19 protein-coding genes and 1 pseudogene are annotated in these 24,334 nt (G+C 61.7%); 11 read left to right on the plus strand and 9 right to left on the minus strand.

Annotation, left to right across the window (positions count from 1 at the left end; all coding sequences use genetic code 11):
• Positions 1–53: 53 nt before the first annotated feature.
• From ACQ4WZ_RS18510 to ACQ4WZ_RS18520, 3 genes are read left to right on the plus strand one after another with little or no spacing between them, the layout of a single operon-like run.
• On the plus strand, positions 54–1,751 hold the full coding sequence (locus ACQ4WZ_RS18510; protein WP_436574184.1) for a bifunctional metallophosphatase/5'-nucleotidase: 1,698 nt from the start codon (positions 54–56) through the stop codon (positions 1,749–1,751).
• Positions 1,752–1,768: 17 nt separating this feature from the next.
• Complete coding sequence (locus ACQ4WZ_RS18515) at positions 1,769–2,998, plus strand: phospholipase D-like domain-containing protein (RefSeq protein WP_436574185.1); 1,230 nt, start codon at positions 1,769–1,771, stop codon at positions 2,996–2,998.
• A gap of 14 nt (positions 2,999–3,012) precedes the next feature.
• Positions 3,013–4,080, plus strand: coding sequence for a S1/P1 nuclease (locus ACQ4WZ_RS18520; RefSeq protein ID WP_436574186.1), 1,068 nt, complete (start codon positions 3,013–3,015; stop codon positions 4,078–4,080).
• Positions 4,081–4,134: 54 nt separating this feature from the next.
• On the opposite strand, the gene ACQ4WZ_RS18525 is transcribed toward ACQ4WZ_RS18520, so the two are convergent.
• On the minus strand, positions 4,135–4,899 hold the full coding sequence (locus ACQ4WZ_RS18525) for a DeoR/GlpR family DNA-binding transcription regulator (RefSeq protein ID WP_436574187.1): 765 nt from the start codon (positions 4,897–4,899) through the stop codon (positions 4,135–4,137).
• Positions 4,900–4,994: 95 nt separating this feature from the next.
• Here ACQ4WZ_RS18525 and ACQ4WZ_RS18530 point away from each other — a divergent pair.
• A pseudogene (locus tag ACQ4WZ_RS18530) lies at positions 4,995–5,579 on the plus strand (NUDIX domain-containing protein); the annotation flags it as partial.
• A gap of 425 nt (positions 5,580–6,004) precedes the next feature.
• Here ACQ4WZ_RS18530 and ACQ4WZ_RS18535 read toward each other — a convergent pair.
• The 7 genes from ACQ4WZ_RS18535 to ACQ4WZ_RS18565 form a co-directional block, all read right to left on the minus strand.
• A complete protein-coding gene (locus tag ACQ4WZ_RS18535; RefSeq protein ID WP_101483983.1) occupies positions 6,005–6,976 on the minus strand; it encodes an ABC transporter permease in 972 nt (323 codons plus the stop codon).
• Between the two features lie 4 nt (positions 6,977–6,980).
• Positions 6,981–8,060, minus strand: a complete 1,080-nt coding sequence (locus ACQ4WZ_RS18540) for an ABC transporter permease (protein ID WP_436574188.1) — start codon at positions 8,058–8,060, stop codon at positions 6,981–6,983.
• Positions 8,057–9,586, minus strand: coding sequence for an ABC transporter ATP-binding protein (locus tag ACQ4WZ_RS18545; protein ID WP_101483985.1), 1,530 nt, complete (start codon positions 9,584–9,586; stop codon positions 8,057–8,059). Before ACQ4WZ_RS18545 ends, ACQ4WZ_RS18540 begins: the two co-directional genes overlap by 4 nt.
• An 81-nt stretch (positions 9,587–9,667) precedes the next feature.
• Positions 9,668–10,663, minus strand: coding sequence for a BMP family lipoprotein (locus ACQ4WZ_RS18550; protein WP_101483986.1), 996 nt, complete (start codon positions 10,661–10,663; stop codon positions 9,668–9,670).
• 396 nt (positions 10,664–11,059) lie between these two features.
• A complete protein-coding gene (locus ACQ4WZ_RS18555; protein WP_436574189.1) occupies positions 11,060–11,962 on the minus strand; it encodes a LysR family transcriptional regulator in 903 nt (300 codons plus the stop codon).
• A gap of 87 nt (positions 11,963–12,049) precedes the next feature.
• On the minus strand, positions 12,050–12,979 hold the full coding sequence (locus ACQ4WZ_RS18560; RefSeq protein ID WP_373918690.1) for a pseudouridine-5'-phosphate glycosidase: 930 nt from the start codon (positions 12,977–12,979) through the stop codon (positions 12,050–12,052).
• Positions 12,980–12,982: 3 nt separating this feature from the next.
• The gene (locus tag ACQ4WZ_RS18565) at positions 12,983–14,140 is read right to left on the minus strand and encodes a carbohydrate kinase (RefSeq protein ID WP_133994127.1); all 1,158 of its coding nucleotides are present in this window, start codon (positions 14,138–14,140) and stop codon (positions 12,983–12,985) included.
• 389 nt (positions 14,141–14,529) lie between these two features.
• Here ACQ4WZ_RS18565 and xapA point away from each other — a divergent pair, with 389 nt between their 5' ends.
• The 7 genes from xapA to ACQ4WZ_RS18600 all read left to right on the plus strand — a co-directional run bounded on the left by xapA (position 14,530) and on the right by ACQ4WZ_RS18600 (position 23,164).
• Entirely contained in the window at positions 14,530–15,369 is an 840-nt protein-coding gene (gene xapA, locus ACQ4WZ_RS18570; protein WP_070312734.1) for a xanthosine phosphorylase, read from the plus strand.
• 117 nt (positions 15,370–15,486) lie between these two features.
• On the plus strand, positions 15,487–16,680 hold the full coding sequence (locus ACQ4WZ_RS18575) for a phosphopentomutase (RefSeq protein ID WP_101483990.1): 1,194 nt from the start codon (positions 15,487–15,489) through the stop codon (positions 16,678–16,680).
• The gene (deoC, locus tag ACQ4WZ_RS18580) at positions 16,677–17,636 is read left to right on the plus strand and encodes a deoxyribose-phosphate aldolase (RefSeq protein WP_133994125.1); all 960 of its coding nucleotides are present in this window, start codon (positions 16,677–16,679) and stop codon (positions 17,634–17,636) included. Before ACQ4WZ_RS18575 ends, deoC begins: the two co-directional genes overlap by 4 nt.
• A gap of 12 nt (positions 17,637–17,648) precedes the next feature.
• Positions 17,649–20,030, plus strand: coding sequence for an aldehyde dehydrogenase family protein (locus ACQ4WZ_RS18585; protein WP_436574190.1), 2,382 nt, complete (start codon positions 17,649–17,651; stop codon positions 20,028–20,030).
• 75 nt (positions 20,031–20,105) lie between these two features.
• Positions 20,106–21,428, plus strand: a complete 1,323-nt coding sequence (gene deoA, locus ACQ4WZ_RS18590) for a thymidine phosphorylase (protein ID WP_133994122.1) — start codon at positions 20,106–20,108, stop codon at positions 21,426–21,428.
• A gap of 106 nt (positions 21,429–21,534) precedes the next feature.
• Positions 21,535–21,942, plus strand: a complete 408-nt coding sequence (locus ACQ4WZ_RS18595; RefSeq protein ID WP_101483994.1) for a cytidine deaminase — start codon at positions 21,535–21,537, stop codon at positions 21,940–21,942.
• A gap of 10 nt (positions 21,943–21,952) precedes the next feature.
• Entirely contained in the window at positions 21,953–23,164 is a 1,212-nt protein-coding gene (locus ACQ4WZ_RS18600; RefSeq protein ID WP_436574191.1) for a nucleoside deaminase, read from the plus strand.
• Here ACQ4WZ_RS18600 and ACQ4WZ_RS18605 read toward each other — a convergent pair.
• On the minus strand, positions 23,161–24,324 hold the full coding sequence (locus ACQ4WZ_RS18605; RefSeq protein WP_436574192.1) for a dipeptidase: 1,164 nt from the start codon (positions 24,322–24,324) through the stop codon (positions 23,161–23,163). The genes ACQ4WZ_RS18600 and ACQ4WZ_RS18605 overlap by 4 nt on opposite strands.
• Positions 24,325–24,334: the final 10 nt, after the last annotated feature.

Raw genomic sequence — 24,334 nt, forward strand, 5'->3', positions numbered from 1 at the left:
TTTTTTTATACACAAGATGGTTTACTCTTCCCCTTTTCAATAAATATCATTCCATGGCTCACTTCCCACGCACTCCGGTCGCTGCCGCGGCCCTGATCCTGATCCTGTCCGCCTGCAGCAACCTGGCGCCTGCGCCCAGCGGCCCGATTGAAGTGAATCTGGTTGCCCTGAACGATTTTCACGGCAACCTCGACCGCAGCAAATTCACCTACACGAGCGCTGCCGATGCGGAGCGCAAGACGGTGCAGGCCGGTGGCATCGATACCTTGTCCGGCGCGTTGACGGCCTGGCGGCGCGAAGATGCGCAGCTGATCTTTGTCGGCAATGGCGACCTGGTCGGTGCCAGCCCCGCCATGTCGGCGCTATGGGCCGATGAGCCGAGCATCGTGGCCATGAATATGCTGGGCATGAAGGCTAGCTCGGTCGGCAACCATGAATTTGACCAGGGCAAGGAGGAGCTGCTGCGCCAGCAGCGCGGCGGCTGCGAGTCGTCGCGCTCCGACAAGGCCTGCAAGTTCACGCCCGACTTCAAGGGCGCCAGCTATACCTATATGGCGGCCAACGTGATCGACAAGCAAACGGGCAAGTCCCTGCTGCCGGCCTACCGAATCGAAGAGGCGCATGGCGTCAAGGTGGGCCTGATCGGCGCCGTGCTGAAAGATACCCCGTCCGTGGTGACGGCCGCCGGCATTACCGGCTTGCAGTTCGGCGATGAAGCGGACGCCATCAACGCCACCTTGCCGCAGCTGCGCGCGCAGGGCGTGGGGGTCTTCGTGGTGCTGCTGCACCAGGGCGGCGAGACGAAGGAAGCCGTCGACCAGGCCGATTGCAGCCACCTGAAGGGCGCAGTGGTCGACGTGGTGAAACGTCTCGACCCTGCCATTCAACTGGTCATCAGCGGTCATTCGCACCAGGGCTATCTGTGCCGTGTCGATGGCCGGCTGGTGACGCAGGCGCAGATGGGCGGACACATGTTGACTCGCATCAAGCTCAAGGTCGATCCCCTCAAGAATGCGCTGATCAATGCCAGCGCGCAAAACGTTGTCATGTTGCCGGGAATGTATGAGCCGGACCCGGCCGTGGCAGCTTACCTGGAATCGGTGAAGCAGCGCAGCGCGCAAGAATTGTCGCGCCCCGTGGCCGCCATCGCCGTGCCCACCGTGGGGCGCAGCACCAAGGGCAGCGGCGCTTCCGCGCTGGGCGACCTGGTGGCCGACAGCACCCTGTTCGGCGCGCGCGCTGCCGGCGCACAAATCGGTCTGATGAACAATGGCGGCATCCGCAAGGATCTGGCAGCGGGCGCCGATCTGATGACGAACGTGGGCCAGAACCAGGCGGTTGTCCCGTTCGGTAATACCCTGATCGTGGTCAGCCTGTCCGGCGCACAAATTCGTACCTTGCTCGAGCAGCAATGGCCGGGTGCCGAAGCGGAAGACAACAACTTGCTGCAAGTGTCCGAAGGTTTCAGCTATCGCTGGGACAGTACACGTCCCCAGGGCCAGCGCGTGCTGCCGGGCAGCATCATGCTCAATGGCGCGGCTATTGATGACAATCAACAATATCGTGTCGCCGCCAATAGCTTTCTCGCTGGCGGCGGCGACCGTTTCACCGTGCTGGCGGCCGGCACCCGCCGCCTCGACACGGGCGTGCGCGATATCGACGCCTTCAGCGATTACCTGATTGCCCGCGCGCGCGCCGGCAAGCCCGCTGGCAGCGCCACGGCAGCCGGCCGCATCGTGCGCGTCAAATAACATTTCAAGGAATAACCATGCGTCGCTTATTTGTTTCCGTACTTCTCTCCAGCCTGTTCGCAGGCACGGCCCACGCCGAATTCAGCATTCCCGGCTTTGAGCTGGTGCATACCTCGCCCGTGGAAACCACCTTGACGAATCCCGACTTGCGCGAACCTGTCGCCGTGTGGACTGAGCTGTTCGATGCGGCAAAAAAAGAGATCGTTATCGCCCAGTTCTATGCCGTCAGCAAGCCGGGCACGGCCTTTGAAAAGGTGCTGGCCAGTTTGACGGCCGCCGGCCAGCGCGGCGTGAAAATCCGCTTCCTGCTGGACCAGAAGGGCGTGGGCCTGTCAGAAGCGGCCACCATCGCCCGGATCAAGGCGATTCCGAATCTGGACTTGCGCCTCATCGATTTCAATAAAATCACGGGCAATGGCATCGTGCATGCGAAATACCTGGCCGTCGATGGCCAGGTGGCGTACATCGGCAGCCAGAACTTCGACTGGCGCTCGTTCGAGCACATTCATGAAACGGGCTTGAAGATCACGGAGCCTGTCATGGTCAGCCAGGTGCAGACGATTTTTGAACAGGATTGGCAAGCCCAGGCGTTGACGTCCCAGGGCGGCCGCGCCACGGTGCTCAACAGCAAGGTGGTACCGGCCAACTACGCGCAAAACGCCTTTTTGCTGGCCAGCCCGAATGCCTACAACCCGGCTGGCGTGGGCGATTCGGAAACGGGCTTGCCCGCCTTGCTGGCCGAAGCGAAAAGCGAAGTGCGCATTCAGCTGCTCGACTATGCGCCCTTGTCGTATGGCCCGAACCGCACGCGTCCGTACTACGCCGTGATTGACAACGCCGTGCGCGCAGCTGCCCAGCGTGGCGTGAAGATCAAGCTGATGGTATCAAGCTGGAATACGGAAGCGCCGGCCATCGCCTACCTGAAAAGCCTGGCCCTGCTGCCGAACGTCGAAATCCGCATCGTGACGATTCCTACGGCTTCGACAGGGTTCATTCCGTTTGCGCGCGTGATCCACAGCAAGACCATGAGCATCGATGGCAAGCTGGCCTGGGTCGGCACGAGTAACTGGGCGGGAGGCTATTTCGACTTGTCGCGCAACCTGGAAGTGGTACTGCGCAATGATGCCATGGCGCAGCGGATTGCCGCGCTGCATGAACAGACGTGGAGCTCGGCGTATGCGCAGCCCATCGACATCAACAAGCAGTACCCGAAACCGGCCAAGGCAGCGCCGCAAGGCAAGGAGTAATGGTGAGAAAATCGATGAAGAAGTTACTTTGCGTGCTGGCGCTGGGCGCCGCTTTTGCTTCCGGCAACGTACTGGCCTGGGGCAACGACGGCCACCGCGCCGTGGGCGCCATCGCCGACCAATTGCTCAAGGGCAGCGCCGCCCAGGTTCAGATGGCCAAGTTGCTGCTGCCGGGCGAAAGCCTGGAAAAGATCGCCAACTGGCCCGACTGCGTGAAGGGTACGTATTGCGGCCCGCAATCGCCGGAAATGTTGACCTATGTCGCGGCAAACCCCAAGCATGGCCAATACCATTACACGAACGTGCCATTCCAGAACGAGCACTACCATGACCATGGCGTGGGCACGGCTGACGACGATATCGTGCAAACGCTCAAACAGGCTATCCTGGTATTGCAGGGCAAGGCTGATGCCGCCAGCAATCCGCGTGGCTTCAGCCAGCGCGAGGCGCTGATCCTGATCACGCACCTGGTGGGCGATATCCACCAGCCATTACATGTTGGCAATGCGTTTCTCGGCAAGGATGGCCAGTTTTTCGTGCCCGCCACGCAGGCACAGATCGACGACGTCGCCATTTTCAATGCGCGCGGCGGTAACGACTTGCTGCTCGACGATGCGAAGATGACGGCGCTGTCGGACGCCGTGATTCCCGCGCCGCCGCCGGTGGAAGAAGGCATGGCGAAAGCTCCCGCCTATCCGAAGTCGCCCACCAAGCCCCTGCATTCGTACTGGGATACGACCGTGGTCGATTACGCCATGCGCCGCCTGAGCACGCGCACGCCGCAGCAGTTTGCGCGTACGGTGATTGCGAGCCAGCCACAAGTGAGCGGCAATACTGGCGACCCTGCCACCTGGCCGTATCAGTGGGCTGATGCCTCGCTGGCGGCATCAAAAATTGCTTTCACGGACGTGGTAGCCGGTCCGGCCACGCAGCAGACCAGCCGCAAGGGCGAGGTGTATAAGGTGTGGGCCTTGACGGTGCCGGACAATTACCCCGTGCCCAGCTCGGCGCTGGCGAAGCAGCAACTGATCGAGGCGGGCTATCATCTGGCTGCCGTGTTGCAGGTGATTTGGCCACAGTAATTTGGCGGCGACAGGCTGTGGAATAGAAAGAAAGCGGCCTGCGGGCCGCTTTTTTTATGCCAGGGTGATGGCAATTCCCATGTCGCGGTAGGGCGCGACCAGGGCGTCTTCGATGTCGCGGTGCACGATGATGTCGCTGACCTGGCTCAAGGGCGCGATCTGGAACGGCGAGGCCGTATTGAACTTTTCCGGCGAGGCCAGCACGACAGTGCGGTTTGACGCCTCGCTCAGCGCGCGTTTCACGCACGCTTCTTCATAGTCCCCGGTGGTGATGCCCGCTTGCGGATGCAGGCTGGCCACACCCATGAAATACAGGTCGGCGCGAATGCGGCCGATGGCTTCCACGGTGGCTGCGCCGACGCCCACGATGGAGTGCTTGTACAGGCGCCCGCCCAGCATCAGCACCTCGATTGATGGGTGATTCACCAGTTCGACGGCAATCGAGGGACTGTGCGTGACGACGGTGGCGTGCAATTCGCGCGGCAGCTGGCGCGCCAGTTGCACGGCGGTCGTGCCGCCATCAATGAACACCACGTGTCCCGCTTGTATCATGGCCGCTGCCGCGCGGCCGATGGCGGGTTTTGCTTGCGGCGAAATCTGTTCACGCCCGGCAAACGGCGCCAGGGCGGGCGAGCGGGGCAGCAAGGGCAAGGCGCCGCCGTGCACACGTTCCAGCAAGCCCTCCTTGGCCAGTTCGCGCAGGTCGCGCCGTATCGTGTCTTCCGACAAGCCCAGGGCATCGCTGACGGCCCTGGCGACGATCTGTCCTTCGCGCTGGAGCAAGTCCAGCAGGTATTGTTTGCGCTGATGTGTGAGCATGGATTTTCTTGAGTTTTCTTGTATTTTCTTGATATTGCACGAGTCTGCATGATAAAGTCGACAAAAGCAAGTACACGCAAGCACAAGGAGATGACATGCGCGAAGACAGTACAAAGCAGGAACGGGTTCGCATCCAGCAAGTGCAGACCCTGTCGCACGACTGGTATCTATTGCAAAAGACGACGTTCGACTATCTGCGCCACGATGGCCAGTGGCAGACGCAGACGCGGGAAACCTATGACCGCGGCGATGGCGCCACCATCTTGCTCTACAACAAAGTCAAACGCACGGTGATCCTGATCCGCCAGTTCCGCTTTCCCACGTATCGCGAGGGGCACGATGGATTCCTGATCGAATCAGCGGCCGGCTTGCTGGAAGAAGCCAGCGCGGAGCAGCGCATCCGCGCCGAGGTGGAAGAGGAAACCGGTTACCGGGTGGGGCAGGTGCAAAAGATATTCCAGGCCTTCATGAGCCCCGGTTCCGTGACGGAGCGTTTGCATTTCTTCGTGGGCGAGTACGACCCCGCCAGCCGCATCGGCGACGGTGGCGGCCTGGCGCACGAGGGGGAAGATATCGAAGTGCTGGAATTGCCATTGGCGCAGGCACTGCAGATGGTGGCGGACGGCCGCATCTGCGACGGCAAGACCATCATGCTGCTGCAGCATGCGCAGTTGCACTTGATGCCGCGCAAACGGGGACTGCAGATTCTGGTTGCCGGCCCTTACCGTTCGGGCACGGGCGACGATACGGTCTTGATTGCGCGCAATGTAGCGGCCATGGAAGCCGTCTGCCTGCCCTTGTACGCGAACGGTCACATGCCCGTGCTCGGTGAATGGCTGGCCTTGCCCATGCTGGCGCTGGCCGGCTCAACCCGGGTGGGCGACCTTGTGTATGAAGAACTGTTCCATGCACACGCGACGCGCCTGCTCAGCCACTGCGATGCCGTGCTGCGCATCGGCGGCGCGTCCCAGGGCGCCGACCAGATGGTGGATGTGGCGCATGGCCTGGGGCTGCCGGTCTATTTGTCGCTGGACGAGATTCCACCGGCGTAAAAAAAGCGAAGCCCGCGGGCTTCGCTTTTTTTTGCATCAAGTTACAGTCAGACTTAGCGAGATTTTACAAAGGGGATGCCAATAGCTTTTGGCGCGATGGATTTCGCCATCAAGCCCGCCAGCACGATCACCGTGACCACGTAAGGCACCATCTGGATCAGCGAGCCGGGGATGCGGCCCACGACTGGTAAATCCACGCCTTCGATCTGGATCTGGATGGCCGCGAAGAAGCCGAACATCAAACAGCCGAGGAAAGTGTAGACAGGGCGCCAGTTGCCGAACACCATGGCCGTCAGGGCCAGGTAGCCGGCGCCGGCTGACATGTCGCGCAGGAAGAAGCCGCTTTGCACGATGGCCAGATAGGCGCCCGAGAACGAGCACAGAACGCCGGCCACCAGCATCGCCATGTAGCGCGTTGCTTCGACGCTCACACCAGCGGAGTCTGCCGCATGCGGGTTTTCGCCGCAGGCACGCAGGCGCAGGCCGAAGCGCGTGTGGTACAGCAGCCAGTGCACGAGCGGTATCAGCAGGAACGCCACGTAGACGAGGATGGAATGGCCGCCGATCAGGTGGGCATACACCCAGCCGATGAAGGGAATGTGTTCCACATACTGCGTGCCTGGCAAGACCACGTCGAACAAGCGCGCCGAACCGAGGTCGGGCGTACGGCCGCCTTGCTGGAAGAAAAATTGTGCCAGCACAAACGTCAGGCCGCTCATGGCAATGTTAATCGCCATGCCCGCCACCAGCTGGTTGCCCTTTTGCGTGATGCTGACATACGCCTGCAGCAGGGCCAGGGCGACGCACACGAGCATGCCGGCAGCCATGCCGTAGTATGGGTTTTGCGTCGTGTAGGCCACGGCGGCGGAGGCGAAGGCGCTGGCCAGGATCTTGCCTTCCAGGCCGATGTCGATCATGCCGCTGCGTTCGGCAAACAGGCCGGCCATGGCGGCAAAGATCAGGACGGGCGCATTGCGCACGGTCGATACCAGGATGCTGGCGAATTGAAAGTCGTCGAGTGTCATGGTGTTAGCCTTTGGTGCGCTTGAGCAGGGCGGAAATGGCCGGTGCGTAGAAGTTTTCCATGGCGCCGCAGAACAGGATGATCAAGCCCTGGATGAAAATGAAGGTTTCCGTCGGGATATTCGGTTTTTCCAGCGACAGGTCGAAGCCCCCCTGGATCAGGGCGCCGAACAGCACGGCCGACAAAAAGATGCCGACCGGATGCTGGCGGCCCATCAGGGCGATGGCGATGCCGATGAAGCCGGCGCCGCCCACGAAATTGAGCGACAGATAATGCGTCGAACCCATGATGGAATTGACGGAACCGAGGCCCGCCAGCGCGCCGGAAATCAGCATGACGATGATGATCATCTTGCTGATCGACACGCCCGCGTAGTGCGCCGCATGCTTGTTGAGGCCGGTGGCGCGCAGCTTGAAACCCCACGACGAACGCCAGACCATCACGCCATAGATGACCAGTGCGGCGATTGCCAGGATAAAGCTGATGTTCAGCGGTGTGTCGCCCAAGGATGGGAACCAGGTGGAGAGGCGCGGCATTTCGCCGCTTTCCGCGAAGACACGGCTGGCCGTGTTCTGTTCGCCGGGCGGAATCAGGTATTTCACGATCACGAAGTTCATCAGGCTGGCGGCGATGAAGTTGAACATGATGGTGGTGACCACGATATGGCTGCCGCGCCTGGCTTGCAGATAGCCGGGCAGCAAGCCCCACAGCGCGCCGAACAGGGCCGCGCCGATCATGGCTGCGGGTATCAGCAGCCAGGCGGGCAGCGTCTGGTCGAAGGCCAGCATGGCTACCGTCAAGCCCAGGCCGCCGATATACATCTGGCCTTCGGAACCGATATTGAACAGGCCGGCCTGCATTGCCACGGAAACCGACAGGCCCGTGAAAATGAAGGTACTGGCATAGAACAGGGTGTAGCTCAAGCCTTCCGGATTGAGGATGGCGCTGTGGATCAGGATCGACAGCGATTCGGCCGGGTCTTCGCCCAGCATATAAATTACCAGGGCTGCGACCAGCAAGGCCGACAGCAGGTTTAACATGGGCATGACAAAGGCTGTCGCCCAGCGTGGCAAGTCGTTATTCATGATTTATGCATTCCCCCCATCAGCAGACCGATGCGGGTGGTATCGAATTCTTCAATTTTCAGTTCGCCGGTGATGCGTCCGCCGCACATGACCAGAATGCGATCGGCCAGCGCCCGCACTTCTTCCAGTTCGACGGACACCAGCAGGATCGCGACGCCCGCGTCGCGCAGGGCCAGCAATTGCGTATGGATGCTTTCGATGGTGCCGATGTCGACGCCGCGCGTGGGCTGGCCCACCAGCATCAGTTTCGGCTTGGCCAGCACTTCGCGCGCGATCACCACCTTTTGCTGGTTACCGCCAGACAACAAGCCGATGCGCAGGTCCGGATTGGCCGGGCGCACGTCGAAGGTTTTCAGCAGTTGCGCGCAGCGGGCGCCGATGGCCTTGAAGTTGAACAGGCCCCAGCGGTTTTTCAGGTGATCCTGGTAACCGAGGATGGTGTTTTGCATGACGGAGAAATTTTTCACCACACCATCGCGCAAGCGGTCTTCCGGAATGTGGGCGATGCCCAGTTCGCGGAAAGCCAGCGGCAAGCCGTCGGCATCAGTGCGCTTGCCAAACGGCAAGTCCTTGTCCAGGAAACGCAGCTTGCCGGACGTCGGCAAACGCATGCCGGACAGGATTTCCAGCAATTCGCTCTGACCATTGCCGGAAACACCCGCGATGGCGACGATTTCGCCGGCGCGCAAGTTGAAACCGATGTCGGCCAGCAGCTTGACTTGCTGCGCGTCGGCCAGTTGCAAACCGTCCACTTCCAGCACCGTGGCGCCCGGATTGTAGGGCGCGCGTGGCAAGTGGCTCTGGATGGGGCGGCCCACCATCATGTTGGCCAGTTCTTCTTTCGAGGTGCCGGCTGTCGCCACGGCGCCCACCACCGTGCCGCCGCGCATGACGGTGACGTTGTCGGTGATTTCCAGGATCTCTTGCAGTTTGTGCGTGATCAGGATGATGGTCTTGCCCTGTTCCTTGAACAGGCGCAGGATTTCAAACAGCGAGGCCGTTTCCTGGGCCGTCAGCACGGCCGTCGGCTCGTCGAGGATCAGGATGTTGGCGCTGCGGTAAATCTGCTTGAGGATTTCCACGCGCTGCTGCGCCCCGACGGAGAGGTCTTCGATCTTCGCCAGCGGGTCGACGTCGAGGCGGTAGCGCGCGCAAATCTCGCGCAATTTGGCTTCCGCTTCGGTACGGTGGCTGGCCAGACGGAAACCGCCTTCCGTGCCCAGCATAATATTGTCGAGGACGGTGAAGTTCTCGACCAGCATGAAATGCTGGTGCACCATGCCGATGCCGAGATTGATCGCTTCCTGGCTGTTGCGGATAGGCTGTACTTTTCCGTCGAGCAGGATTTCTCCGCCGTCGGCACGGTAATACCCGTACAGGATACTCATCAAGGTCGATTTGCCGGCGCCGTTCTCCCCCACCAAGCCGTGGATACTGCCCTTGGCGATGGAGAAACTGACGTCGGCGTTCGCCTTCACATGTCCAAACTGCTTGGAAATGCTGCGAAATTCTACTGCTGGCTGCATAGGTTCATAACTGGATAGTTTCATGGAAACGCGCCGCGCGGAGACAGGCCCCGGCGGCGCGCTAAAAGATACGGAGAAAAATTAAACCGGGCAGCTGCTGCCGACGCGGTAATCGATCACTTTGATCTTGCCATCGATAATGTCCTTACGCGCACCCAACACGCGTTTTTCGATTTCCGGCGTAATCAGCTTGCGGTTGTTCGCATCGAGCGCCCAATCCACGCCGCCTTCTTTCAAGCCTTTATAGCTGACGCCGCCCTTCCAGGTGCCGTTCTTGACTTCCATGAAGCTGTCATACACCGTGTTGTCGACGCGCTTGACCATCGAAGTCAGGATGCTGCCCGGGTACAAACCATTCTGGTTCGAATCAACGCCGATGGCCAGCTTGCCTTTTTCCTTGGCCATTTGCAGGGTACCCATGCCGCTGCCGCCAGCGACGGCGAAGACGACATCGACGCCGCGCTCGAATTGCGAGCGGGCCAGTTCGCCACCCTTGGCCGGGTCATTCCAGGCGCCGGACGTGGTGCCGACCATGTTTTGCGTGATTTCCGTCTTTGCATTGACGGCCTTGACGCCTTGCGCGTAGCCGCAGGCGAAGTTGCGGATCAGAGGAATATCGATGCCGCCGATGAAGCCGACCTTCTTGCTCTTGCTGGCCATGGCTGCAGCCACACCCACCAGATAAGAGCCTTCTTCTTCCTTGAAGACGACGGAATTGACGTTGCTGCCGGCAGCCTGGCCGTCGATCAGCACGAATTTCACGTTAGGGAATTCTTTTGCGACTTTTTGCACGGCTTGCGTTTGCGCAAAGCCGATGGCGGCGATCATGTCGAGTTTCTTGCGGGCCAGGCCACGCATGACTTGCTCGGCTTGCGTATCGCTCGATGCCTGAACTTCGATGAAGGAAATGCCTGTGTCTTTTTTGAAGCGCGATGCGCCTTCGAAAGCGGATTGGTTGAACGACTTGTCGAACTTGCCGCCCGCGTCATACACGACACCCAGTTTTGGGGTAGCCGCGGACGCTTGAGCAGTCAGAAATACGGCTGCGATCGTCAAACTAAATTGTGTAAGTTTCATGAATTGGCTCCTGGAAGATCGATATTGTATATTTTTTATAGGTGAAACATATAATTTGGGGCTGATTTAGCCTGTTTTTGATGCACGAGATGATAATTCCTTATCAACATTGCACCGTATTGCACAAGATCATTGCCGGCCTCGTGTGCTTTTATGTCAACAGTGTGATGCTCATGCAACAGTCGCGCCCCGTCTCTTTTATAGTTACAACATCGAATGGGGCTGCCGGAGCGGGCTGGGATGCGCCGTCAATGGACGGGCAGGGCAGGCGCAGGACCGGCGCCACGATGGGCGTCCGAATCACTATGCATCATGCCAGATATGTATGACAAATACGTTTTTGTTTAACTATTTATATGAATGCCATATAAATAGGCCGTGTCAGGCCGGGCAGCGTCAGGCTGACGGGGGATTGATGATATTCAGGAAGGCCCGCACGACGGGAGCGTCGTCGAGCGTGGTGTAGCTGATGTACAGGTTGGCCGACGGCGGATTGGTCTTGATCGGCAGGAAGACGACGCCGGGCCAGCCGATGCGGCTTGTCGTTTCCGGCACCAGGGTCACGCCCAGGCCCGCGCCCACCATGGCCAGCAGGGTTTGCGGCTCGCTCGCTTCCTGGAAAATCACGGGTTCGAAACCGGCATTGATGCAGCATTGCACCAGGTAGCGCGGAAACGCGGATTTATCGAGGTTCAGGGTCAGCATCGGCTCGTGGGCGATGTCGATCAGCTCGATGGCCGTGTTTTTTGCCAGCGGATGGTGTTCGTTGACGGCCACGCAGACATTTTCGCGGAAGCACAGCTCCTGGCGCAGGTTGTCGTGGCGTAAGTCGTCGTCATTGAGCTTGGGTTCGCGCCAGAAACCCACGTCGATCTGCTTGGCGCGCAAGGCTTCGTATTGCACCGTGGGACCAAATTCGTGGATGGTCCAGCTGACGCGGGGAAATTTGGTCTGGAATTCTTCCAGGAGGCTGGGGATGGGACCCCACATGGCCGAGCCGACGATGCCCACGCGCAAGCGGCCCACTTCGCCACGGTCGATCTGGCGGATGGTATCGATGGTCATGCGCATCTTGGCCAGCAGGTCGGCCGCTTCGTTCATCAGCGCCTTGCCTGCCACGGTCAGCTCGAAAGTACGCGTGGTGCGCGCAAACAGGCGCACGCCCAGTTCGCTTTCCAGTTTCATGATCTGCTGGCTCAGGGGCGGCTGCGAGATATGCAGGCGCTCGGCGGCGCGGCTGAAGCTTTTCTCCTCGGCGACGGCAAGAAAATACTTTAACTGTTTCAGATCGATGGACATGCTTTCCTTGGCGTTGCGTGGTGCTTGGCGATGGAACGGCGCGCAGACCTTGATGCAGGCATGCGCGCTTTCTTTACAGCAGTCCTATTATCGTGCCACGACTGCCTGCATGGCAATGGCAAGTGCCGTACCGACCTGGGCATTGTGCTTGACCAGGGCGATATTCGTCGCCAGGCTGCGCCCGTCCGTCAGCTGCTTAATGCGCGACAACAGGAATGGCGTGACTTGCTTGCCTTTCACGCCGCCCGCATCCGCTTCCTGCAAGGCCTGCGTGGTGATCGCATCGATTTCTTCCTTGGGCATGGCTTGCGCGGCTGGCACGGGGTTGCTGACGATCACGCCGCCTTTCAATCCCAGTTGCCACTTGGTACCGATGAAGGCAGCCTGCTCGGCGGCAGTGTCGAGGCGGAAATCGGCTTTGTAGCCGCTTTCGCGCGTGAAGAAGGCGGGGAAACCTTCCTGGCCTACGCTGATGACGGGCACGCCATGGGTTTCCAGGTATTCCAGGGTCAGGCCGATGTCGAGGATGGATTTGACGCCCGCGCAGACGACGGCCACCGACGTTTGCGCCAGTTCCTGCAAGTCGGCGGAAATGTCGAAGCTGGTTTCTGCGCCGCGGTGCACGCCGCCGATGCCGCCCGTGACGAATACGGCGATGCCGGCCAGTTCCGCGCAAATCATGGTGGCGGCCACGGTGGTGGCGCCCAGCTTGCCTTGCGACAAGACGAACGGCAGGTCGCGGCGGCTGACTTTCATGGCGTCGGGCGAAGTGCCCAGCAATTCCAGCTGCTCGGGCGAGAGGCCTACGCAGATTTTGCCGTCGATGATGGCGATAGTGGCCGGCACGGCGCCGCCGTCGCGGATGATCTGTTCCACTTCGCGTGCCATTTCCACGTTTTGCGGATACGGCATGCCGTGCGAAATGATGGTCGATTCCAGTGCCACGATGGCCTTGCCGGCGGCGCGCGCGTCGAGGACTTCTTGCGAGAACGAGAGGAAATTATTCAGTTGCGTCATGGTTCAATCCTGTTGAAAGAGGGTAGGGGGAGGTGGCGCCAGATCGGCGTCGTCGATGTCGTCGAGCGCGCCCGCCGAAATCAGGGGCGAGACGGTGGCATCGGATTCCAGCGTCATGGCGGCCAGCTTCAGGCCGCGCCGGCACGCCAGTTTCAAGTCGCTGCTGTCGTGGTAGAGCGACCAGCAGACGGCGGCGGAAAACGCGTCGCCGGCGCCCGTCACGTCGACGGCGTCCACTTCGCGCGCGGCCAGATGCACGACAGGCGCGTCCGGGCTTTCGCCATCTGTAAAGTACACGCCTTCGCCGCCGCAGGTGACGATCACTTGGCGCGCGCCCTGGCGCTGCACTTCACGACAGGCGGCGCGCACGTCAAACGCCGTTGGCAAGGCCCGCGCCACGCGCGTTTCCAGTTCGCCCCGGTTAAGGATCAGCAGGTGCAAGCCCGTCAGGTCTTGCGGCAAGTGCGCCATCTTCGGCTGCGAGACGGCGACGATGACGAGCGGCGTCGCGTTGGCCGCGTCCTGGCGCGCGTCGGCCAGCAATGCCTGCACGCTGTCGTGGCCCAGGTTCAGGTCGCAGACGGTGAGGGCGGCGGCGGCGCGCTGCGGTTGACGGCTATGCAAGAAGGCCGGGGTCAGCTGTTCGTAGAGTTGCATGTTGGCCATCGCCAGCAGCATTTCGCCATGTTCGTCGAGCACGGCCGTATAGGTGCCGCTGCTGGTGTTGCTCAGATGCAAGCTGCCGCGCATATCGATGCCCGCGTCTTCCGCATGCGTCTGCAGGGCGTGGCCGGCCGCGTCGTCGCCCAGCGCCGTCAGCAAGGCGACGGGAATAGCCAGGCGGGCCAGGTTTTCCGCGATGTTGCGGCCTACGCCGCCAAACACTTCTTCCGAACGCACGGGATTCGAGGTCCCCATCTGCAGGGTTGCCATGGTGCGCATCTTGCGGTCGAGGTTGGCGGCGCCTATGCACAGCACGGGGCGGCTATCGGGCAGCACGTAGGCGCGTCCCAGCAGGCGGCGCTCGCGGATCAATCCGGCGATGTGGCCGGCGACGGCAGAGCGCGACAAGCCCAGTTCGCTCGCCAGGTCTTGCTGCGAGATGAAGGGGTTGTTGCGGATCAGCGTGTACAGCTGGTCTTTTTTATTGGTATCGGTCACAAGGTTTTCACTGAAGGTTTAAACATTTGTCTGAAACTGTAAACATTTGTCTGTTTGATGTCAAGTTCGTGTCAGGAGAGCGCGAAACGTGTTCGTATGGAGCATGTATGCATGCATTTCCGGGGCATCGCCGGGGCGTGGCCGCTGCTGGCAGGCGAGCGCTTGCCTGGACTATAATATCGGCCATTTATATTTGAATTGTATAAATGGGCAAGAAAAATGGTATTTGCCATACATATTCCGTTTGATGCATAGTGGCGGCAAATAGAAGCAATACGCATTTCGATATACCTGTAACAGCAAACATACCCGATACCTGGGCCGTAATCCCTCACCGGGCACGGCCACGCAGGCAGCAACCATCATCATTAGTCAATCAGAGGATAACCATGTCGAACAACACCCCTTTCCACGCCGCCGAAATCATCCGTGCCCGCGCTCCTGAAAATTTCAAGCCGCGCGTGGCGATGATCCTCGGCTCCGGCCTGGGTGTGTTGGCCGAGCAGATGACGGACGCCGTCAGCATCAGCTTTGACGAATTGCCAGGCTTCCCTATCAGCACCGTGCACGGCCATGCCGGCGAACTGGTGGTCGGTACCCTGTCGGGCGTCGCCGTCGTCTGCATGAAGGGCCGTGGCCACTTCTATGAAGGCTATGGCATGGGCGTGATGACGAGCGCCATCCGCACCCTGAAACTGCTGGGCTGCGAAATGCTGTTCGTCACCAACGCCGCCGGTTCCCTGCGCCCTGAAGTGGACGCCGGCAGCCTGGTGGCCATCAGCGACCATATCAACCTGCTGCCAGGCACGCCGATGGTCGGCCCGAACGACGACCGCTTCGGCCCGCGCTTCTTCAGCATGGCCAACGCCTATGATGCGGACCTGCGCAAGCTGGTCAAGGACACGGCTGCCTCGAACGGCATCACCCTGCACGAGGGCGTGTTCGTCGCCTACCCTGGCCCGAACTTCGAGACGGCCGCTGAAATCCGCATGATGGCCCGCCTGGGCGCCGACACGGTCGGCATGTCCGTGGTGCCGGAAGTGGTCTCGGCCCGTCATTGCGACCTGAAAGTGGTGGGCGTGTCCGTCATCACCAACCTAGCCGAAGGCATGTCGCCATTCGCACTGTCGCACGAGCAAACCCTGAAATACGCGGCCATCGGCGCGAAAGATCTGGTCAAGCTGATCCTGGCTTTCCTGGCGACCGTATCGGCTACGCCGCAAGCCTAAGCACCTTTTTACGCAGTAGCGGCGCGCCGGCCACCGGCGCTGCCGCGCGGCAGGCCGGGGAAATCCGGCCTACACTGTCCGCATCACCCCGCATCAATCCATAAAGCGAGCCTTATCATGTCACGCGCATTTATCCTCCTGCTTGATTCCTTCGGCCTTGGCGCGACGCCAGACGCCGCCAAGTATGGCGACGCAGGTGCCAATACCTTTGGCCACATTGCCAGCACTGTCGCCAAAAGCGGCAAGACCTTGAAACTCCCGAACATGGAACGCCTGGGACTGGGCGCCGCCGCGCACCTGGCCAGCGGCGAATGGGCCTCGGGCTTCGACCAGCGCGACGGTTTTACCGGTGCCTACGGCGCGGCGCGCGAGCGCTCCACCGGCAAGGACACGCAGAGCGGCCACTGGGAAATCGCCGGCGTGCCCGTCGAATTCGACTGGGGCTACTTCCCTCGCACCACGCCGTCGTTCCCCGCTGACCTGACCGACAAGCTGAAAGCCATGTCCGGCGTCCCCGGCTTCCTGGGCGACTGCCATGCCTCGGGCACGGACATCATCAACAAGCATGGCGATGAACACGTCGCCACCGGCAAGCTGATTATTTATACGTCGGGCGACTCGGTGATGCAGATCGCCGCGCACGAAGAATCGTTCGGCCTTGAGCGCCTGTACCAAGTGTGCGAAATGGCTTTCAAGCTGGTGGAGCCATACAACATCGGCCGCGTCATCGCCCGCCCGTTCACGGGCAGCAATGGCAACTACACGCGCACTTCCAACCGCCACGACTACGCCGTCGCGCCACCCGCACCGACCCTGCTCGATCACGTGAAAAATGCGGGCGGCGAAGTCGTCGGCCTGGGCAAGATCAGCGACATTTTCGCCACCCAGGGCATCTCGCGCGTCGTCAAGGGCGTCGACAACATGGCGCTGTTCGAAGCGCTGTTGAAGACGGCCGATGAAGTGCAGGACAAGTCGCTCACTTTTGTGAACTTCGTCGATTTCGACCAGGCTTTCGGCCACCGTCGCAACGTCGAGGGCTATGCCGATGCGCTGCGCGAAATGGATGCCCGCCTGCCTGAATTCATGGCCAAACTCAAAGATGGCGACCTGGTCGTGATCACCGCCGACCATGGCTGCGACCCCACCTGGCACGGCTCCGACCACACCCGCGAACATATACCGATGATCTTCTTCGGCCCCGGCGTCGCCCCGCGCGCACTGGGTATTTCCGAGACCTTCTCCGATATTGGCCAAACCCTCGCCAAGCACCTTGGCGTACCACCACTTGCTAATGGAACCAGCTTGTTATGACACTCATGCACCCCGAATTCAAGCGTAACGAGGCCGTAGGCCTCGACCTGGGCTGGATCAACCAGATCCGCGTCAACCGCGCCGCGACGGACCGCCGCGCGGCCAGCCTGGCGAACCGCCGTACGGTGAAAAAGGAATACCAGGCCGCCTGGCTGGTCAAAGCCATCCAGATGATCGACCTGACCACCCTGGGCGGCGACGATACGCCAGGCCGCGTGGAACGTCTGTGCATGAAGGCCATGCGCCCGCTGCGTGCAGACCTGATGGATGCACTGGGCCTGACGGAACTGAGCACCGGCGCCGTGTGCGTGTACCACGAGATGATCGCCCCGGCCGTAAACGTCATCCAGGGCCGTTTGCCTATCGCCGCCGTGTCGACCGCCTTCCCGGCCGGCCTGACGAACATGGAAACGAAGCTGCGCGAGATCGAACTGTCGGTCGCCGCAGGCGCTTCCGAAATCGATATCGTCATCACGCGCCAGCACGTCCTGAACGGCAACTGGCAAGTGCTGTACGACGAAATGCTCGCTTACCGCAAGGCGTGCGGCGAAGCGCACGTGAAGGCGATTCTCGCCACGGGCGACTTGCTGACCATGGAAAACGTGGCCAAGGCATCGTGGGTCTGCATGATGGCGGGCGCCGATTTCATCAAGACCTCCACCGGCAAGGAAAGCGTGAACGCCACCATACCCGTGGCCCTGACGATGGTGCGCACGGTGCGCGAATACTACGAGCAGACGGGTTTCAAGGTGGGCTTCAAGCCGGCCGGCGGCGTCAGTTCGGCCAAGAGCGCGCTGCAGTTCCTGACCCTGATGAAGGAAGAACTGGGTAACGAATGGCTGCAGCCGCACCTGTTCCGCATCGGCGCTTCCAGCCTGCTGACCGACATCGAGCGCCAGCTCGAGCACTACGTCACCGGCAGCTACTCGGCCAATCATCGTCACGCACAACCTTAAAGAACAATCGTCATGCCAACAATTAACGAGATTCTCACTACTATGGACTACGGCCCTGCTCCCGAAAGTCAAAAAGAAGCGCAGGCGTGGCTCGATGGCCACCAGCGCACATTCGGTCTGTTCATCGACAATGCATGGAGCGAGCCGGCGGAGCTGTTCGCCTCGACCAATCCTGCCGACGGCACGCAGCTGGCCGAGCTGACGCAAGCCACTGATGCTGACGTGGAACGCGCCGTGGAAGCGGCACGCCGCGCGCTGCCCGTATGGCAGGGCATGGGCGGCCACGGCCGCGCGAAAGTCATGTATGCGCTGGCCCGTCTGCTGCAAAGGCATTCGCGCCTGTTCGCCGTGCTCGAAACCCTGGACAACGGCAAGACCATCCGCGAAACGCGCGATATCGACCTGCCGCTGGCCGCGCGCCACTTCTACCATCACGCCGGCTGGGCGCAGCTCCAATCGGAAGAATTCGCCGACTACCGCGCCGTGGGCGTGGTGGGACAGATCGTGCCGTGGAATTTCCCCCTGCTGATGCTGTCGTGGAAAATCGCCCCGGCGCTGGCGGCCGGTAACACGGTGGTCTTCAAGCCGGCCGAATTCACGTCGCTGACCGCCATGCTGTTCGCTGAATTGTGCGTGCAGGCGGGCGTGCCGGCCGGCGTGGTCAATATTGTCACCGGCGACGGCCGCGTGGGCTCGGCCATCGTCAACCACCCTGGCGTCGACAAGATCGCGTTTACGGGCTCCACGGAAGTGGGCCGTTTGATTCGTGTAGCGACGGCCGGCAGCGGCAAGAAGCTGTCCCTGGAGCTGGGAGGCAAGTCGCCGTTCATCGTCTTCGAAGACGCTGACCTGGATGGTGCCGTGGAAGGCCTGGTCGATTCGATCTGGTTCAACCAAGGGCAAGTGTGCTGCGCCGGTTCGCGCCTGCTGGTGCAGGAATCGATCCAGGAGCGCTTCCTGAACAAGGTGCGCGCGCGCATGGAAAACCTGCGCCTTGGTTCGCCCCTGGACAAATCGATGGACGTGGGCGCGCTGGTCGACCCTGTGCAGCGCCAGCGTATCGCCGCGCTGGTCGATTCGGCTAGAGCCGAAGGCTGCGACGTCTGGCAGCCCGCGTGCGAATTGCCGGCGGACGGCTCCTGGTTCCCGCCTACGCTGATCACGGGCGCGTCGACGTCGGCTGCCGTGGCACAGGCTGAAATCTTCGGCCCCGTGCTGGTGGCCATGAGCTTCCGCACGCCGCCCGAAGCGGTGCAGCTGGCGAACAACACGGTGTACGGCCTGGCCGCCAGTGTGTGGACCGAGTCGATCAGCCTAGCGCTGGACATTGCTCCCGCCATCAAGGCCGGCGTGGTGTGGATCAATAGCGCGAACCAGTTCGACGCCGCTTGCGGCTTCGGCGGCTACCGCGAGTCGGGTTTCGGTCGCGAAGGCGGCCGCGAAGGCATGCTGGAATACATGACGGCCCTGGCCGAAGATGCGCGTCCGGCCTTGCCGGTAGTGGAAGCCAAGGCTAAAGGCAACGCGAAACCGGCGGCAGCCGATCCGTTCGCCATCGACCGCACGGCCAAGATGTACATCGGCGGCAAGCAGGCGCGCCCTGACAGCGCCTACAGCGCACCCGTGTTCGGCGCCAATGGCACTCTGCTGGCCGAAGTGGGCGTGGGTAGCCGCAAGGATATCCGCAATGCCGTCGAAGCGGCACATAAAGCGTCCGGCTGGACCAGCGCTACGGCGCACAACCGCGCGCAAGTGCTGTACTACATCGCCGAAAATCTGGCAGCGCGCGCCGACGAATTTGCCGCCCGCATTGCCGCCATGACGGGCAGTAAAAATCCGGAGAAGGAAGTGCAGGCATCGATCGAGCGCCTGTTCTACTACGCCGCCTGGGCCGACAAGTACGACGGCCTGGCGCACCAGCCGCCTACCAAGGGCATCACCGTGGCACTCAACGAAGCGGTCGGCGTGATCGGCATCGTCTGCCCGAATGAAGCGCCACTGCTCGGCTTCATCTCGCTGGTGGCGCCGGCCATCGCGCTGGGCAACCGCGTGGTGGTAGTGCCGTCGGAAGCGCATCCGCTCTCCGCGCTGGACCTGTACCAGGTCTTCGATACGTCCGACTTGCCGGGCGGCGTCGTCAACATCATCAGCGGCAACGCCGATGAACTGGCGCGTACCCTGGCGACACACGCCGACATCGACGCCGTCTGGCGCCATGACGGTTCCGCCGAAGGTTGCGCGGAAGTCGAGCGTCTGTCGGCCGGTACCCTGAAGCGCACCTGGGTCGGTGGCGCCAAAGGCCGCGACTGGTACAGTGCCGCTCAAAGCGGTGGCCGTGCCGTGCTGGCGCATGCGTCGCAAGTGAAAAACGTGTGGATCCCTTACGGCGTCTAATCGATAAGTAGTGCTGGAAAAGCTGGGGTCAGAGCCGTCGGCTCTGACCCCAGATCTCATGATTGGAGTTATTCCATGTTGTTAACCCAAGAAATCATCCGCAAGAAGCGCGACAAGGGTGTTTTGAGCGCCGAGGAAATCCAGTTTTTCGTGCGCGGCATCACTGACGGCAGCGTCAGCGAAGGCCAGATCGCGGCACTGGGCATGGCCGTCTTTTTCAATGACATGAACATGGACGAGCGCGTGGCGTTCACCCTGGCCATGCGCGATTCCGGCCATGTGCTGGACTGGCGTTCGCTGAACCTGCCTGGTCCCGTCGTCGACAAGCATTCGACGGGTGGCGTGGGCGACGTGGTTTCCCTGCTGCTGGGTCCCATGATCGCCGCGTGCGGCGGCTACGTGCCGATGATCTCTGGCCGCGGCCTGGGCCATACCGGCGGCACCCTGGACAAGTTCGACGCCATTCCCGGCTATTGCACGGTGCCGGACAATGAATTGTTCCGCAAAGTGGTCAATGAAGTTGGCGTGGCCATTATCGGCCAGACGGCGCAGCTGGCACCGGCCGACAAGCGTTTTTACAGTATCCGCGACGTCACCGCCACGGTGGAATCTGTGGCCATGATCACCGGCTCCATCCTGTCGAAGAAACTGTCGGCGGGGCTGGACGCGCTGGTGATGGACGTGAAAGTGGGCACTGGCGCCTTCATGCCTACCTACGACAAGTCGGTGGAGCTGGCCGAGAGCATCGTCGCCGTCGGCAATGGCGCGGGCATGCAGACCTCGGCTATTTTGACGGACATGAATGAATCGTTGGCGCCGTACGCCGGCAATGCGCTGGAAGTGCGTGGTGCCATGGATTACCTGACGGGCCGTTCGCGTCCCGCACGCCTGCATGAAGTGACCCTGGCGCTGTGCGCCGAGATGCTGGTGCTGGGTGGCCTGGCCGCCACCGAAGAGGAAGCGCGCGTCAAATTGATGGCGGCCCTCGATTCGGGCGAAGCGGCTGAACGCTTCTCGCGCATGGTGTCCGCCCTGGGCGGCCCGGCGGACCTGGTCGAGAATCCGGACAAGCATCTGGAACAGGCGCCATTCGTCGTGCCGGCGCCAGCGCTCACCGCCGGTTTTGCCAATGTGCGCGATTGCCGCGGCATCGGCCTGGCAGTCGTCGCGCTGGGCGGTGGCCGTCGCCGTCCAAGCGACAGCATCGATTTCGCCGTCGGCCTGACGGATCTGGTGGGCCTGGGCGAGCAAGTTGCCGTTGGCCAGCCGTTGGCCATGGTGCACGCGCGCACGGAAGCGGCGGCGCAGCAAGCCGTCAAGGAAATCCAGGAAGCGTATGCCATCAGCGCGATCGCGTTGACGGCCAATCCGGTGATTTACCGTACGATTCGTCCCTAAAGTAACACTGGGGTCTGCCTCCCGTTTGCGATAACGCTGAACTATGCGTCAGCGGCATTGAGGGGCTGACCCCGGCTTTAATGATTTCAAAGGTATGACAGAAAAAATGAACAACCAAGAACTGATCGCGGAAGCCAACGCCGGCCGTGAACTGGCCTACGCGCCGTATTCGCGTTTCAAGGTGGGCGCGGCATTGCTGTGCAAGGATGGTCGCGTCTTCCGTGGCTGTAACGTGGAAAACGCCGCGTATGGCCTGTGCAACTGCGCCGAGCGCACGGCGTTTTTCAGCGCCATCGCGCATGGCTGCAAACCGGGCGACTTCGCCAAGCTCGCCGTCACGGGAGACACGGCGGAACCGATCTCGCCATGCGGCGCCTGCCGCCAGGTGATGTTCGAGATGGGCGGCGCCGACCTGCCCGTGATCCTTACCAATCTGAAAAACGATGTCATGGAAGTGACGGCGGGCTGGCTGCTGCCACACGGCTTCGGCAATTCCGACCTGGACATGAAGTAACAGGATACGCTTGAACAAGACGATCGACATCCAGGCGGCCGTGGCGATTGCCGCGGCCGAAGCCATGGCAGCCAAGACGCAAGGTACCTTTGGCGTGGGCGGCGTGCTGCTCGATGGCACCGGCAACGTGCTGCAATCGATGCACAACAATGTCGTGCGCCAGGGCCTGGTGTTCGACCCCACCGCGCATGGCGAGCGTCAGCTGGTGGACTGGTATTTCGCCGAGCGCGGCAAGGGCACGCCCTTGCCGCCGCCAGGCGAACTGACTATCGTTACTTCGCTCGACCCCTGCTGCATGTGCACGGGGGCGATTTTGGCTGCCGGTTTCAATGTGGTGGTGGCCGCGCCCGATGTCAAGGCCGGCGTCAATTACGATGGCGCTGCCACGTTCACGGCCTTGCCGGCGCCGCTGCAGGCGCAGGCTGGTCGCAGCTTTTGCTATCCGGCCGTGCGCGGCGCCACCGAGTATGCGCGCGTGCCTTCCGGCGCCGCTCCCAAATCTTTTTTCATTGGCAAGAGCATCCACGAGGCGACGCAGGCACTGTGCTCGCTCGTGTTTGAAGCGACATCGGCCCAGGTGATGCAGCTGTTGAACGCCGGCGACGATGTGCACTTGCGCGATCCCGCCACCTTGCCATCCGAGCATGCCGTGGTGCGCGCCTTGCGCCGCCGCTATCCCGACGCCCTGACTTACCGCTGCGCGCCGCATGCGCCCGATGCCGGCCTGGCGCCATTTCTGCAGGCGGCCATGGAGCAGGACGCGCGCGATGGCGGCCAGGGCGACGCAGCCGCCTTGCTCGATTCCTTTGGCAACCTGCTGCTGTGCATGCCGGGCCAGCTGGCGCGCTCTCTGATTCGCACGCCTTTCATGGAATGCACGCGCCAGTACGCGCAATTGCGTTATGAATTGATGGCTGGCGCCGAGCCGGCGCTGCAGGAAGAAATCAAAAGTTATCTGGGTCATCCCAAGCATGGCACCTTCGTGCTGGCCGTCGGGCCGGACGACAGTGCCGCCAGTTTCATGACCCTGGGCGCCTATGGTTCCACCATGGAAGGGGCGGTGCCGGAGAATAATCCCGCGCAATTCCAGTACGTGCGCCCGGCCATGGCGCAAGACGCGCTGCTGGCGCTGTGCGACGCCATGCCGCCGCTATACCGCAAACTGATACGTATCCGGCCACACCAGGTGGCGGACCAGGCCCTGGTCAAGGCCTTGGCCTAGGCGTCATCGTCGGGCAGGTTCTTGAGTAAAAAGTCGCGCACGTTTTCGCCCGCCACGCGGCGAATTTGCGCTTCCGACAAGCCCGCATCGAGCAGCGCCTGCGTCAGGCGCGGCAGGCCTGCCGCGTCGATAGCGGTGGTGACGGCGCCATCGAAGTCCGAACCATAGGCCACGTGTTCCGCGCCGATCAGTTTTACCGTGTACTTGATGGCGCGCGCGATGGATGCCACATCCTTGCCGCAGACGGCCGTATTCCAGAAGCCGATGCCCACCAGGCCACCCTGGGCGGCGATGCGTTTCAATTGTGCGTCGCTGAGGTTGCGGCCGTTGGCGCAAGTGCCGCGCACGCCCGTGTGCGACACCATCACGGGGCGTTTCGCCATGGTTAATACGTCGTCGATGGTGGTTGGCGAGGCGTGCGCCAGATCGACGATCATCTTGCGCTGTTCCATGTCGCGCAACCATTGCCGGCCCAGCGGCGTCAGGCCGCCTTTTTTCAGGCCGTGCTGGGAGCCGGACAGTTCTGTATCAAAGAAATGCGTGGGCGCGGCCATGCGGAAGCCCGCCTTGTACAAGGTATCAAGGTTGTCCAGCTTGCCTTCGAGCGCATGTGCACCTTCCAGTGTCAGCCAGCCGGCCAGCAGGGCGGGGTCTTTTTCGCGCGCGGTAATGAAGCTGCGCAGCTGGGCGCGGCTGCCGATCACCCGGACCTTGCCATTGCTCCTGGCCACTTGCTGGCGCAATTCATCGGCCTGGTAAGTGGCGCGCGCCAGCAGGCTGTTCCAGGTGGCAGGTGGCAAAGCTTGTGCCACTACCAGTGCCGTGATGTTGTCCGTGTCGCTGCCATTGCGCTCGATATTCATCTTGCGCGGCGTCTTGGTGACAACGGAAAAGGCTTGCAGTGCCACGTTGCCCCGCTGCAGGCGGGGAAAGTCGACATGGCCGCGCTGGCTGTCGCGGTTCAGATTGCGTTGCCATAGCAGGCTGTCGGCGTGCAGGTCGGCGATCCACAGGCGCTGGTGCAGGGCCTGGGTAGTGGCCGTCGGCGCCTTGGCAGCTTGGGAATAGACTTGATTGATTTGCTGGTCGACCAGTCCGGGAGCGGACAGGAAGCCGCCGACCAGCGCAAGGCTGGCGGCGGTGAGGGTGGTGATAATCATTGTTCTCCGT

Source organism: Janthinobacterium darwini (assembly GCF_051380905.1).
Taxonomy (GTDB): Bacteria; Pseudomonadota; Gammaproteobacteria; order Burkholderiales; family Burkholderiaceae_D; genus Janthinobacterium.